14 protein-coding genes are annotated in these 13,513 nt (G+C 62.6%); 8 read left to right on the forward strand and 6 right to left on the reverse strand.

Going from position 1 to position 13,513, the window contains the following annotated elements; genetic code table 11:
• Positions 1 to 50: 50 nt before the first annotated feature.
• The 8 genes from NKH28_RS16615 to NKH28_RS16650 all read left to right on the forward strand — a co-directional run bounded on the left by NKH28_RS16615 (position 51) and on the right by NKH28_RS16650 (position 7,243).
• Positions 51 to 365 (forward strand): ArsR/SmtB family transcription factor, encoded by a 315-nt coding sequence (locus NKH28_RS16615; RefSeq protein WP_352448759.1) that lies wholly within the window; start codon positions 51 to 53, stop codon positions 363 to 365.
• Positions 362 to 886, forward strand: a complete 525-nt coding sequence (locus tag NKH28_RS16620) for an SRPBCC family protein (RefSeq protein WP_352979700.1) — start codon at positions 362 to 364, stop codon at positions 884 to 886. Before NKH28_RS16615 ends, NKH28_RS16620 begins: the two co-directional genes overlap by 4 nt.
• Positions 887 to 912: 26 nt before the next feature.
• Positions 913 to 1,518 (forward strand): ATP-dependent Clp protease proteolytic subunit, encoded by a 606-nt coding sequence (locus tag NKH28_RS16625; protein WP_352455702.1) that lies wholly within the window; start codon positions 913 to 915, stop codon positions 1,516 to 1,518.
• A 98-nt stretch (positions 1,519 to 1,616) separates the two neighbouring features.
• Positions 1,617 to 1,913 (forward strand): hypothetical protein, encoded by a 297-nt coding sequence (locus NKH28_RS16630; protein WP_352979702.1) that lies wholly within the window; start codon positions 1,617 to 1,619, stop codon positions 1,911 to 1,913.
• A gap of 696 nt (positions 1,914 to 2,609) precedes the next feature.
• Positions 2,610 to 5,531 carry an excinuclease ABC subunit UvrA gene (gene uvrA, locus NKH28_RS16635; RefSeq protein WP_352979704.1) on the forward strand — a complete coding sequence of 974 codons (2,922 nt, stop codon included), beginning with the start codon at positions 2,610 to 2,612 and terminating at the stop codon, positions 5,529 to 5,531.
• Positions 5,531 to 5,941: a DUF302 domain-containing protein gene (locus NKH28_RS16640; RefSeq protein WP_352540604.1), complete on the forward strand. Its 411-nt coding sequence runs from the start codon at positions 5,531 to 5,533 to the stop codon at positions 5,939 to 5,941. Before uvrA ends, NKH28_RS16640 begins: the two co-directional genes overlap by 1 nt.
• A complete protein-coding gene (locus NKH28_RS16645) occupies positions 5,938 to 6,408 on the forward strand; it encodes a GNAT family N-acetyltransferase (RefSeq protein ID WP_352979707.1) in 471 nt (156 codons plus the stop codon). The genes NKH28_RS16640 and NKH28_RS16645 overlap by 4 nt, the downstream gene beginning before the upstream one ends.
• A gap of 28 nt (positions 6,409 to 6,436) precedes the next feature.
• Positions 6,437 to 7,243: a DUF72 domain-containing protein gene (locus NKH28_RS16650; protein WP_352979709.1), complete on the forward strand. Its 807-nt coding sequence runs from the start codon at positions 6,437 to 6,439 to the stop codon at positions 7,241 to 7,243.
• Positions 7,244 to 7,289: 46 nt separating this feature from the next.
• Here the strand turns inward: NKH28_RS16650 and NKH28_RS16655 are convergent, their stop codons facing one another.
• From NKH28_RS16655 to urtA, 6 genes are all read right to left on the reverse strand, one after another.
• Entirely contained in the window at positions 7,290 to 7,490 is a 201-nt protein-coding gene (locus NKH28_RS16655; protein WP_352471707.1) for a hypothetical protein, read from the reverse strand.
• 212 nt (positions 7,491 to 7,702) lie between these two features.
• Positions 7,703 to 8,398, reverse strand: coding sequence for an urea ABC transporter ATP-binding subunit UrtE (gene urtE, locus NKH28_RS16660; RefSeq protein ID WP_352979774.1), 696 nt, complete (start codon positions 8,396 to 8,398; stop codon positions 7,703 to 7,705).
• A 70-nt stretch (positions 8,399 to 8,468) separates the two neighbouring features.
• Positions 8,469 to 9,215 carry an urea ABC transporter ATP-binding protein UrtD gene (gene urtD / locus NKH28_RS16665; RefSeq protein WP_023674855.1) on the reverse strand — a complete coding sequence of 249 codons (747 nt, stop codon included), beginning with the start codon at positions 9,213 to 9,215 and terminating at the stop codon, positions 8,469 to 8,471.
• A 7-nt stretch (positions 9,216 to 9,222) separates the two neighbouring features.
• Complete coding sequence (gene urtC / locus NKH28_RS16670; RefSeq protein ID WP_352979711.1) at positions 9,223 to 10,455, reverse strand: urea ABC transporter permease subunit UrtC; 1,233 nt, start codon at positions 10,453 to 10,455, stop codon at positions 9,223 to 9,225.
• Positions 10,452 to 12,068 carry an urea ABC transporter permease subunit UrtB gene (gene urtB / locus NKH28_RS16675; RefSeq protein ID WP_352979713.1) on the reverse strand — a complete coding sequence of 539 codons (1,617 nt, stop codon included), beginning with the start codon at positions 12,066 to 12,068 and terminating at the stop codon, positions 10,452 to 10,454. The genes urtC and urtB overlap by 4 nt, the downstream gene beginning before the upstream one ends.
• A 100-nt stretch (positions 12,069 to 12,168) precedes the next feature.
• Entirely contained in the window at positions 12,169 to 13,479 is a 1,311-nt protein-coding gene (gene urtA, locus NKH28_RS16680; RefSeq protein WP_352979715.1) for an urea ABC transporter substrate-binding protein, read from the reverse strand.
• Positions 13,480 to 13,513 lie beyond the last annotated feature (34 nt).

Raw genomic sequence — 13,513 nt, forward strand, 5'->3', positions numbered from 1 at the left:
TTAAAGAACACGGCTTGCCAAACCGATAAGTATTGACTTATGCTTTCGGCATGATCGAAGCAGACATTTTTCGGGCACTAGCGGATCCAACGCGTCGCGCCGTCTATGAGCGGCTCGCCGACGGCGAGATGACGGTGTCGGAACTGCGCACTGGCATACCGGTATCGCAGCCGGCGGTATCGCAACATCTCGCAGTGCTGCGCGGCGCCGGCCTCGTGGTCGAGCGCCGGGCCGGTCGCAACGCCTATTACCGCGTCGATCCGAAGGGGCTTGCGCCACTGCTCGGCTGGATCGAACGCTACCGTGCGTTCTGGCCAGAGCGCATCGAAAGGCTCAAGACGGTTTTGAAGGACATGGACCAATGACCAGCCGAGGCAAAGAACGCGCCGAAATGGCCGCAGACAAGATCGAGTTCGAGTGCGAGCTGCCCGAACCGCCGGAAAAGGTGTGGCGGGCACTGACGGTGCCGGACCTGCTCGCGGCCTGGATGATGCCGAACGACATCAAGCCCGAAATCGGCAACCGCTTTGCCTTTAAAGCGCCGAATGCGCCGATCGAGTGCGAAATCCTCGACGCGGATCCCGGACGGCTGCTGCGCTATTCCTGGCGGGAGCGCCCGGCGCCCGGCGATACGCAGGTGCCGCCCGGCAGCCCCCTGGACAGCGCAATGAACGACAGCCCAGTGGACAGCATCGTCACCTTTACGCTCGACCGTACCGTTTCCGGCGGCACGCATCTGCGCATCGTCCATGATGGTTTTGCTCGGGCAGCAGTGCCGGAGATCGCGATGGCAGGCGCCGGTTGCCGGCTTTCCTTTGACGCGCACACTCCCAGGCACAAGCAGATCGCCGCAAACACCCCGCGCCTCTTCCTGCGCGCGGCCTGAACGACAACAGTCAACGGAGACAACCGATGAGCGGCCTTGCCAATCTGGTGCCGATGGTGATCGAGCAGTCGAGCCGCGGCGAACGTGCCTTCGACATATTTTCGCGGCTGCTGCGCGAGCGCATCGTCTTCATCAACGGCCCGATCGATGACGGCACCTCGGCGCTGGTCTGCGCCCAGCTTCTGTCGTTGGAATCCGACAATCCCGACAAGGAGGTCTCGCTCTACATCAACTCGCCGGGCGGCGTAGTGACCAGCGGTTTCGCCATCTACGATACGATGCAGTATATCAGCTGCCCGGTCTCCACGGTTTGTATGGGCTTCGCCGCCTCGATGGCCTCGTTCCTTTTGATGGCCGGCACACCGGGGCGGCGCATCGCGCTACCCAACACCAGCATCGTGCTGCATCAGCCTCTCGGCGGTTTCCAGGGCCAAGCCTCCGATATCCAGCGCCATGCCGAGGGCATCCTTCGCACCAAGCGGCGCATGACCGATCTTTACGCCCGCCATTGCGGCCGCACCTACGAAGAAGTGGAACGCACGCTCGACCGCGACTTTTTCATGACCGCGCAGGAGGCCAAGGATTGGGGCCTCGTCGACCATGTTTTCGACACTCGCAAGCAGGCCGCATGAACGAGCCGGGCCGGCGGACGGAACTGAGGCGATTGAGCGCCCGCAATTTCAGCGCCATCGGTCTGGTCTTGCCGCTATCGCGGCACTATAGTCCGGCGATGACCGCCAGCCGCTCATCCAGCCTGTTATGCCTTGCCATCGCTACCGTTGCCGGCACGAACATGCTGGTGGGTATGGCACTTGCCCAAGATAATTCGACGTCTTCGCAAAAGCGCGCTCTGCCCGGTGTGACCAGCGATTATCGCATCGCCGAGCCAGCGCCGCGGCCTGAGCCTGACGATATGGCTCTAGGCAGCGGCAACGGCACCTTCAAGATTGGCGATACCGACGTTCGGATTTCCGGTAGCATCACCATTGATGTCGCTACCGGCGGGATCAGGCCCTCCAGCCGCTAAGTTCGCCTGGTGTGAACCACAAATATTGCGCTTCAAACGAACAGCCCCGCCATTGCTTTGCAACTGACGGGGCTTTCTTGGATCTGAAATCCAAATTGCCGGGAGTGTACTGCCGGCTTTTTATTTCGGATGCTTCGCGGCGTTCAGCCGACGATCCGACTAGCAGTCTCTGATTGTTGTGGGGATCGGCAGGTCAACGTGGGCAGGTAGCGCTAAACGCCTGACCTGGCTACTTATACCTGCCGCGGCTCCAGCGACACGTGGAGCCTCAAGGAACAATCCGGTGGAGTCATGCCTCTGCTCTCCTTCTGTTCGTTGCGACTGTCGTCGAAGCGCTCATCGCATAACCCGCGGCGTCTCGCAGGCTAGCCCCAGGCCGCGAGGCCATCGAAAGACGGCCGGCTTCGTTGACAATTGGATTCTGCCCCCATGACGCGGGGACGTCAACCTTGAATAGCCGGGTTGCCGAAAAATGTGATCGCGAGACGCTTTGTGAAGCCGGCTGCGCGGGCAGCTTTTGTCAGGAGCGTGTTCGGCCTTTGTTCTTTCCGCTTGCCCGTTCGCGCGAAAGGCGGTTAAACGCTTTGGTCGAGAGTTGTGGCGTCTCTCGAAAAGGCGGCGAAATTACCTACATAGGGGATGGTCGGGAAAACCCGCCCATCCCACGAATTCCAGATTCTGAGGCGGCGACCGGCGATGGCCGACCATAAATATCTCTCCATTCGCGGGGCACGCGAACACAATCTGAAGAATGTCGATCTCGACCTGCCGCGTGACAGCCTGATCGTCATGACCGGCCTGTCGGGGTCGGGCAAGTCGTCGCTTGCCTTCGACACCATCTACGCCGAGGGCCAGCGCCGCTACGTCGAGAGCCTTTCGGCCTATGCACGGCAATTCCTCGAAATGATGCAGAAGCCTGACGTCGACCAGATCGACGGCCTGTCGCCGGCCATCTCCATCGAGCAGAAGACCACCTCGAAGAACCCACGTTCGACGGTCGGCACCGTCACCGAGATCTACGATTATATGCGGCTTTTGTTCGCCCGCGTCGGTGTACCCTATTCACCGGCCACCGGCCTGCCGATCGAGAGCCAGACGGTTTCGCAGATGGTCGACCGGGTGCTTGCGGTCGAGGAAGGCACCCGGCTGTTCATTCTGGCGCCGATGGTGCGCGGCCGCAAAGGCGAGTACCGCAAGGAACTGCTGGAGCTGCAGAAGAAGGGTTTTCAGCGCGTCAAGGTCGACGGCGTCTTCTACGAGATCGCCGACGTGCCGGCGCTGGACAAGAAGTACAAGCACGACATCGACGTTGTCGTCGACCGCATCGTCGTGCGCGGCGATCTGGCGACGCGGCTCGCCGATTCCATCGAGACCGCGCTGAAGCTGGCCGACGGGCTGGCGGTGGCGGAATTTGCCGACAAGCCGCTCGACGCCAGCCAGACCGGCGAGGATTCGGTCAACAAATCGAAGAACGAGACGCATGAACGCATGCTGTTCTCGGAAAAGTTCGCCTGCCCGGTGTCCGGCTTCACCATTCCCGAGATCGAGCCCAGGCTGTTCTCCTTCAACAATCCGTTCGGCGCCTGCCCGACCTGCGACGGGCTCGGCAGCCAACGCGCCATTGATGCCAGCCTAGTCGTGCCCGACGAGAATGTCTCGCTGCGCGCCGGCGCCGTCAGCCCTTGGGCGAAGTCGAGCTCGCCCTACTATGCGCAGACGCTGGAAGCGCTGGGCGTTGCCTATGGCTTCAAGCTCGGCGACAAGTTCAAGGATTTGAGCGAGGAGGCAAAGCAAGCCGTCCTGCACGGCACCGGCGAGCGCGAAATCACCTTCCATTATGATGACGGTCTGCGCTCCTACAAAACGACGAAAACCTTCGAGGGCGTCATCCCCAATCTCGAGCGCCGCTGGAAGGAAACCGAATCCGCCTGGATGCGCGAGGAGATCGAGCGCTTCATGTCGGCCACGCCCTGCCCGGCCTGCCGCGGCTATCGGCTGAAGCCCGAGGCGCTCGCGGTCAAGATCGCCGGCAAGCACATTGGCGAGGTCACCGAGCTGTCGATCCGCAAGGCCGACCAGTGGTTCACCGACCTGCCTGCATCGCTCAACGACAAGCAGAACGAGATCGCGGTGCGCGTGCTCAAGGAAATCCGCGAGCGGCTGCGCTTCCTCAACGATGTCGGTCTCGACTATCTGACGCTGTCGCGCAACTCCGGCACGTTGTCGGGCGGTGAGAGCCAGCGCATCCGTCTTGCCTCGCAGATCGGCTCCGGCCTGACCGGCGTACTTTACGTGCTGGACGAGCCGTCGATCGGTCTGCACCAGCGCGACAACGCCCGCCTGCTCGACACGCTGAAGCATCTGCGCGACATCGGCAACACGGTCATCGTCGTCGAGCATGACGAGGACGCCATCCTGCATGCCGACTACGTCGTCGATATCGGCCCGGCGGCCGGCATCCATGGCGGCCACATCATCGCCCAGGGCACGCCGCAGCAGATCATGGCGACGCCCGCTTCGATCACCGGTAAATATCTGTCGGGCGAGCTCGAAGTGGCGACGCCGGCAGTGCGGCGTGAGGCCAAGAAGAACCGCCGGCTGAAGGTCGTCGGCGCGCGCGGCAACAATCTGAAGAACGTCACCGCCGAAATCCCGCTCGGCACCTTTACCGCCGTCACCGGCGTATCCGGCGGCGGCAAGTCGACCTTCCTGATCGAGACCTTGTTCAAGGCGGCGTCGCGCCGCATCATGGGCTCGCGCGAGCATCCGGCCGAGCACGACCGCATCGAGGGGCTCGAATTCCTCGACAAGGTCATCGATATCGACCAGTCGCCGATCGGGCGCACCCCGCGCTCCAACCCCGCCACCTATACCGGCGCCTTCACGCCGATCCGCGACTGGTTCGCCGGCCTGCCGGAGGCCAAGGCGCGCGGCTACCAGCCGGGCCGCTTCTCGTTCAACGTCAAGGGCGGCCGCTGCGAGGCTTGCCAGGGCGACGGCGTCATCAAGATCGAGATGCATTTCCTGCCCGACGTCTATGTCACCTGCGACGTCTGCCACGGCAAGCGCTACAACCGCGAGACGCTCGACGTCCTGTTCAAGGGCAAATCGATCGCCGACGTTCTCGACATGACGGTCGAAGAAGGCGTCGATTTCTTCGCCGCCGTGCCCGGCGTGCGCGACAAGCTGGAGACGCTGAAACGGGTCGGCCTCGGCTACATCCATGTTGGCCAGCAGGCAACGACTTTGTCGGGCGGCGAGGCGCAGCGCATCAAGCTCGCCAAGGAACTATCACGCAAGGCGACCGGCAAGACGCTCTACATTCTCGATGAGCCAACCACCGGCCTGCATTTCCACGACGTCGCCAAGCTGCTTGAAGTGCTGCACGAGCTGGTCGACCAGGGCAACACGGTCGTCGTCATCGAGCACAATCTAGAGGTGATCAAGACCGCTGACTGGGTGCTCGATCTTGGCCCCGAAGGTGGCGACGGCGGCGGCGAGCTGGTAGCGTCCGGCACGCCGGAGGACATCGTCCGCGAAAAACGCAGCTATACCGGGCAGTTCCTGAGGGACTTGCTGGAGCGGCGCCCCGGAGGCAAGCGCGAAGCGGCGGAGTGATGGCAAAGAACGGTCTCATCACGGTCCAAAGCCGCTTCGGCGTGGCCGAAACGATCGATCGCCTGGTCGGGACTGTGGAACGTGCAGGATTGCTGGTCTTCGCCCGCATTGACCACGCCGCCGGTGCGCGCATTGTCGAAGCTTCCCTGCGTCCGACCCAGCTTCTGATTTTTGGCAACCCGAAAGGCGGCACGCCGCTGATGCAGGACCGGCAGCTTGCCGGCATCGATCTGCCGGTCAAGGCACTGGCTTGGGAGGACGAGCAAGGCAAGGTCTGGCTCTCCTACAATGACGCGCACTGGCTCGCTGAGCGCCACGGCTTGGGCGACGCCAGTCGCAATGCCGTCGCCGCGATAGCGGCCGGTATGGACAAGGTGATTGCGGCCGCTGCCGGCGCGGGCCAGTTTTGATCATGAGAGCCGCTCGGGCCGATGATCTCCCCATGGTGATCTCGCTCACCACCGACGCCTACGCGCCCTACACTGCCCTGTTCGGAGCGCCGCCGATCCCCGTCACCGAGGACTATGCGCCGCGCATAGAACGCGGCGAGGTCTGGCTTTCGGAGCAGGACGGACAGCCGGCCGGGTTGATCGTTCTCGAACGACATGCGGACCATACAATGATCTTCAGCGTCGCCGTTGCGCCCGCCTTTCAGGGCAAGGGTTTCGGCATCGGGCTGCTCGACTGGGCCGAGCAACAGACGCGCCTGTGGAGCTTGCCTGAAATCCGACTCTACACCAATGCCAGAATGGAACGGAACGTTTCGTTGTATAAGGCCTACGGCTTTCGCGAAACGGGTCGCCGGCCCAATCCATATCGGCCAGGATGGACGGTCGTCGACATGGCGAAAGCCGTCGAGACGACCGCCATCGCGTGATCCTTTTCTGCAAACCGGGAGGACGACCATGACTCAATCAGGAACAATCCGCGCCGGCATGGGCGGCTGGACCTTCGAGCCGTGGGACACGTCCTTCTACCCGGACAAATTGTCGAAGGCCAAGCAACTGCATTATGCCAGCCGGCAGGTGCCCACTGTCGAGGTCAACGGCACCTATTATTCGAGCTTCAAGGAGCCGACCTTCGTCAAATGGGCCAACGAGGCGCCGGATGGTTTCGTCTATTCGCTGAAGGGCAACCGCTTCGTCACCAACCGCCGCGTGCTCGGCGAGGCCGGGGAATCGATCATGCGCTTCCTCGGGTCGGGCGTCGCGGCACTTGGCGACAAGCTCGGGCCGATCTTGTGGCAGTTCGCGCCGACCAAGAAATTCGACCCGGACGATTTCGAGGCCTTCCTCAAGCTGTTGCCGGAAAAGCAGGACGGCGTTGCGCTGCGCCACGCCGTCGAGGTGCGCAACGACAGCTTCGTCGTGCCGGAGTTCGCCGCCTTGGCGCGAAAGCACAAGGCCGCCATCGTCTATGCCGACCACGCCAAATATCCGGGGATTGCCGACGTCACCGGCGATTTCATCTATGCCCGGCTGCAGACCGGCAGCGACGACAATCCCGATTGCTACACGCCAAAGGCGCTCGATGAATGGGCGGCGCGCGCAAAAACCTGGGCGGAAGGCAAGGTGCCGGCCGACCTGCCGCGTGTCGCTCCTTCAACCGACGTGCCGGTCAAGCCACGCGACGTGTTCGTCTACTTCATCACCGAGGGCAAGGTCCGCGCTCCATTCGGCGCCATCGCGCTGATGAAGCGGGTCGCAGGCTGACGCCCCCGCTGTCGGTGATCTGCCTGGCCGGGTCCTCAATTACCGGCTATGCGGCGCGTTCGTCCGGACGCCGATCAACCCTGACGATCTCGTTGAAAGCATCGAGATCGATATAGAAGACCTTGGTGATCTCCGCGATGAGTTCGTCGTGGTCATACCCCTGCGATTTCAGAATGTTGATGGCTGTCAGGATATCGACGCGCTCCGTGAGCCGTCGTTTCTGGTAGTCCTCGACATAGCGCTCCATTGACTGGCCCTGGCTCCCAAGCACCCGAAATGTTGGACGACAACAGATCGCTGGAAGGGCTTGCGCGCAAGCGTGCCGACGCGGGCCGCGCCTTCCCCTGATCTGCCAAGTTGAAACTGCTACGGAAAGCGGCCGACTCACCAAGGCCAAGCAAAATCTAGCACGCAATCTGCAGCGCGCCAGAGTTGCAAAGTAACGGAATCAATAGGAATTCAGACAGTCAGGAATTTGCGGACGTCCGCCCGGTCGAGATCCTCGGCTGGGCCGGTATGGACGATCTGACCGCGGTCCATGATGTTGACCTCATCGGCCAATTCCCGGCAGAAGTCGAGATATTGTTCGACCAGAAGCACGGCGATACCGGCCTGGTCGCGCAGATAGCGGATGGCGCGGCCGATGTCCTTGATGATCGACGGCTGGATGCCTTCGGTCGGCTCGTCGAGCACCAGCAGCTTCGGCCGCATCACCAGCGCCCTGCCGATGGCAAGCTGCTGCTGCTGGCCGCCGGAAAGATCGCCGCCGCGGCGCGCGAGCATCTGCTTCAGCACCGGAAACAATTCGAAGACGTGACTGGGAATGTTGCGATCGGCGCGCTTCAACGGCGCAAAACCCGATTCGAGGTTTTCCCGCACCGTAAGCAGCGGAAATATCTCCCTGCCCTGCGGCACGAATGCGATGCCCGACCGGGCGCGATCATACGCCGCGCTCCGGTCGAGCGCCTTCCCCTCGAAGGCAACGCTTCCGCTCGTCAGCCGGTGATGGCCGACGATCGATCTCATCAAACTGGTCTTGCCGACGCCGTTGCGGCCGAGAACGCAGGTGATCTTGCCGGCGCCGGCCTTCAGCGAGACGCCGCGCAGCGCCTGGGCAGCGCCGTAGTGCAGCGTGGCATTGGAGACTTCGAGCATGGTCAGCGCTTTCTCCAACGCGTGAAGAACGAAAGGTCGAAATGATGGAACGGAACGCGCCAGGCCATGTTCATCTCCCCAGATAGACTTCGACGACGCGCTCGTCGGCCGAAACGAAGTCGAGGCTGCCCTCGGAAAGCACCGAGCCTTCGTGCAGGCAGGTAACCTTGACGCCGAGCTCGCGCACGAAATGCATGTCGTGCTCGACGACGATGACAGAATGGTCGCGCGCGATATCCCGGAGCAGCCGCGCGGTTTCCTCGGTCTCGGCGTCGGTCATGCCGGCAACCGGTTCGTCGACCAGCAGCAGCTTCGGATCCTGCGCCAGAAGCATGCCGATCTCGAGCCATTGCTTTTGGCCGTGGCTCAGATTGGCGGCGAGTTCGTCACGCTTGTCGCCAAGCCGGATGATGCCGAGGATGTCGTCGATCTGCCGCACGTCCGCGGCCGAGCGACGATGGAACAGTGCCGGGAAGATCGAGCGCGGGCCTTTCAGCGCCAGCATCAGATTGTCCTCGATCGTGTGGCTTTCGAAGACGGTCGGCTTCTGGAATTTACGGCCGATGCCCATCATGGCGATTTCGGCCTCGTCGTGTTTGGTCAGGTCGACCTCACCGTTGAAGAAAACTTCACCCGCGTCGGGCCGCGTCTTGCCGGTGACGATGTCCATCATCGTCGTCTTTCCGGCGCCGTTGGGGCCGATGATCGCCCGCATCTCGCCCTTGTCGAGCACCAGTGAAAGGTTGTTGATGGCGCGAAACCCGTCGAAGGAAACTGACACGCCGTCGAGATAGAGGATGGTGTTGCTCTTCGACATCAGGCCATCACTCCGCCGGCTGCGGTTCGGCGCCGGAGGCCGACCAGTCGCCCGGCCTTCTCGCCGCCGAGCGGTCGGTTTTCGACGGCACCGGCGCATCGGGATCGATGCCGGCTTCCTCGACAACCGAGGCCGCCCGCAGCGCCTTGGCGTTGCCGCGCCAGGAATCCCACATGCCGATGATGCCCTTGGGCAGGAACAGCGTGACGGCGACAAACAGTCCGCCCAGCGCAAACAGCCAGAATTCAGGCAGCACGCCGGTGAACCAGGATTTACCGGCATTGACCAGAAGCGCGCCGATGATCGGCCCGACGATGGTGCCGCGCCCGCCGACGGCCGCCCACACCACCACCTCGATCGAATTGGACGGCTCGAATTCGCCAGGGTTGATGATGCCGACCTGCGGCACGTAAAGCGCACCGGCGATGCCGGCCATCACCGCCGACACGGTGAACGCGAACAGTTTGACGTTCTCCGCCCGCCAGCCGAGGAAGCGCGTACGGCTTTCGGCGTCGCGCACCGCCATTAAAAGCTTGCCATATTTGGAACCGACGATTGCCCAGGTGACGAAGACGGCGAGCGCCAGCATGACGGCGCTGGCCGCGAACAGCGCCGAGCGTGTCATGTCGGCCTGCACGTTGAAGCCTAAAATGTCCTTGAAATCGGTCAGGCCGTTATTGCCGCCGAAACCCATGTCGTTGCGGAAAAAGGCAAGCAGCAGCGCATAGGTCATCGCCTGGGTGATGATCGACAGATAGACGCCGGTGACGCGGCTGCGGAAGGCAAACCAGCCGAAGACGAAGGCGAGCAGGCCGGGCACCGCAAGCACCATGACCGCGGCAAACCAGAAGTGGTCGAAGCCATGCCAGAACCATGGCAATTCCTTGTAGTTAAGGAACACCATGAAATCCGGCAGCAGCGGATTGCCGTACACGCCGCGCGAGCCGATCTGGCGCATCAGATACATGCCCATCGCATAGCCGCCGAGTGCGAAGAAGGCGCCGTGGCCGAGCGAGAGGATGCCGCAATAGCCCCAGACGAGATCGAGCGCCAAGGCGAGCAGTGCATAGCAGAGGTATTTGCCGGTGAGCGCGACGATATAGGACGGCACGTAAAACGCACTTGTCGGCGAGACCGCAAGATTGAGCAGCGGCACGACGATTGCAACCACCAGCAGGATGAAGATGGTGATGGCGACACGGCGGTCGGCGCCGGCGGCAAAGAAGCGTCCCGTGATCATGCTTCCACCGACCTGCCCTTTAGCGCGAACAGACCGCGCGGGCGTTTCTGGATGAACAGGATGATCAGCACCAGGACGACAATCTTGCCGAGCACTGCTCCGGCATAAGGCTCGAGGAACTTGTTGACGATGCCGAGCGAGAAAGCGCCGACCAGCGTGCCCCAGAGATTGCCGACACCGCCGAAAACGACGACCATGAAGCTGTCGATGATGTAGCCGCGGCCGAGATTGGGCGAGACGTTGTCGATCTGGCTGAGCGCGACACCGGCGATGCCGGCAATGCCGGAGCCGAGTGCAAACGTCAGGGCGTCCACCCACGGCGTCCTGATGCCCATCGAGGCAGCCATGCGGCGATTGGCGGTGACGGCACGCATCTGCAGCCCCCAAGGCGTGCGTTTCATCACGTAGAGCAGCACCGCGAACACGCCGAGCGCGAATACCAGGATCCAGAGCCGGTTCCAGGTCACGGCAAGCTGGCCGATATTGAACGAGCCGGACATCCAGGACGGGTTGCCGACCTCCTGGTTGGTCGGCCCGAAGATGGTGCGTACGGCCTGCTGCAGGATCAGCGACACACCCCATGTCGCCAGCAGGGTTTCCAGCGGCCGACCGTAGAGATAGCGGATCAGCCCGCGCTCGATGACAAGGCCGACGAGCGCCGCCACCAGGAAGGCCAGCGGCAGGGCGATGACCAGCGACCAGTCGAACAGGCCGGGAAAGGAATTGCGAATAACCTCCTGCACGACGAAGGTCGTGTAGGCGCCGAGCATGACCATCTCGCCATGCGCCATGTTGATGACGCCCATGACGCCGAAGGTGATGGCAAGGCCAATCGCCGCCAGCAGCAGCACCGATCCGAGCGATATGCCGTACCAGATGTTCTGGCCGGCATCCCACAGCGCCAGCGTCGAGTTGATGTCGGCAATCGCCGCGGTCGCCGCGTCCTTCACCGCACCTTCGGAACTGGCCTCTACCGACGTGAGCAGCGACACCGCTTCGCGGTCGCCGCGCGCACTGATGAGCGCGATCGCGCCCAGTTTGTCGGCCTCCGGCCTGTCGGAAACGAGAATCGACGCGGCGCGGGCCTGTTCTAGCAGCGCCTTGACGCTTGCCACGCTCTCATTGGCGATCGCGGTGTCGAGCGGCTCGATGTTTGCCGCGTCCGGCGTCTTGAACATTGTGTCGGCGGCGGCAATGCGCACGGCCGGGTCCTTGGAGCCGAGCGTCAGCGTGCCCAACGCATCGCGAATGACGCGGCGCAGCGTGTTGTTGACCTTGATCTTGGTGATGTCGGCCTTTGCAGCTTCGCCCGATCCTTCGCCGGTAAGCGCATCGAGCAGCTCGATGCCGTCGCCGCTCTCCTTGCCGACAAAAACCAGTGAATCGGCCTTGCGCACGTAAAGGCTGCCCTCCGCAAGCGCGGCAAGCGGCCGTTCTACGGCCGGATCGCCGGAAGCCGCAAGCTCCCGCACCACGGCTTCTATCGCCGGAAAATTGGCGGCGGTGGCGAATTTGGCGATGACGACGCGCAGATCTGCTTCGCTGGCGTTCGACGGCAGCAGCGTCCCCAGGAGAAGGAGCAGCATCAGGCCAATCGCGCGGATCAGGATCATTGGTTTCTGGTGGCTCTTGAAGATTGAATGTTGCCTCCGGGCAGGCTGGAGGAGGAGCCTGCCCGGAGGCTTGCGGGTCTGGGAGGACAGACCGGGAGGATCAGTTGGTTCCCTTGCCGCCGCATTTGCCGGTGGCAACGTTGAAGTTGCCGCAGGACAGAGGCGCGCGCCAATCGGAGATCAGGTCCTTGGAGTCAGGCAGATAGTCGGACCACTCGTCGCCCATCACCAGGCCGGGCGTCTGCGAAACGGTTTCGAACTGGCCGTCGGCCTGGATTTCGCCGATCAGCACCGGCTTGGTGATGTGATGGTTCGGCATCATGGTCGAATAACCGCCGGTCAGGTTCGGCACCGAGACGCCGACCATGGCGTCGATGACCTTGTCCGGATCGGTGGTGCCGGCCTTCTCGACCGCCTTCACCCACATGTTGAAGCCGATATAGTGGGCTTCCATCGGGTCGTTGGTGGTGCGCTTGTCGTTCTTGATGAATTTGTGCCAGTCGGCGATGAACTTCGCGTTCTCGGGCGTGTCGACGCTCTCGAAATAGTTCCAGGCGGCGAGATGGCCGACCAGCGGCGCAGTGTCGAGACCGGCAAGCTCTTCCTCGCCGACCGAGAAGGCCATGACCGGGATGTCCTCGGCCTTGATGCCCTGGTTGCCGAGCTCCTTGTAGAACGGCACGTTGGCGTCGCCATTGACGGTCGAGACCACGGCGGTCTTCTTGCCGGCCGAGCCGAACTTCTTGATCGCCGAAACTTCGGTCTGCCAGTCGGAGAAGCCGAACGGCGTGTAGTTGACCATGATGTCTTCCGCAGCGACGCCCTTGGCCTTCAGATAGGCCTCGAGGATTTTGTTGGTGGTGCGCGGGTAGACGTAGTCGGTGCCTTCGAGAACCCAGCGCTTCACCGAACCGCCGTCCTCGCTCATCAGATAGTCGACCGCGGGAATGGCTTGCTGGTTCGGCGCCGCACCGGTGTAGAACACGTTGCGTTCGCTCTCCTCGCCCTCATACTGGACGGGATAGAAAAGGATGTTGTCGAGTTCGCTGAACACGGGCAGCACCGATTTGCGCGACACCGAGGTCCAGCAGCCGAACACCGCCGCGACCTTGTCCTTCGAGATCAGCTCGCGCGCCTTTTCGGCGAACAGCGGCCAGTTGGAAGCCGGATCGACGACCACCGCCTCGAGCTTCTTGCCGAGTAGGCCACCCTTGGCATTCTGCTCTTCGATGAGCATCAGCATGGCGTCCTTCAGCGTCGTCTCCGAGATCGCCATGGTTCCCGACAGCGAATGGAGGATGCCGACCTTGATGGTGTCGTCGGCCGCCTTGGCGGGAACGCTCATCAGCAGGCCGGCGGCGACCACGCCGGCCGAAAACATTTTTGTTATTGTCGAGAAACTGCCCCTCATACTTTTAAACTCCCAAGCTGGTTAACTGCATCGG

The organism is Mesorhizobium sp. M1227, assembly GCF_040318315.1.
GTDB lineage: Bacteria > Pseudomonadota > Alphaproteobacteria > Rhizobiales > Rhizobiaceae > Mesorhizobium.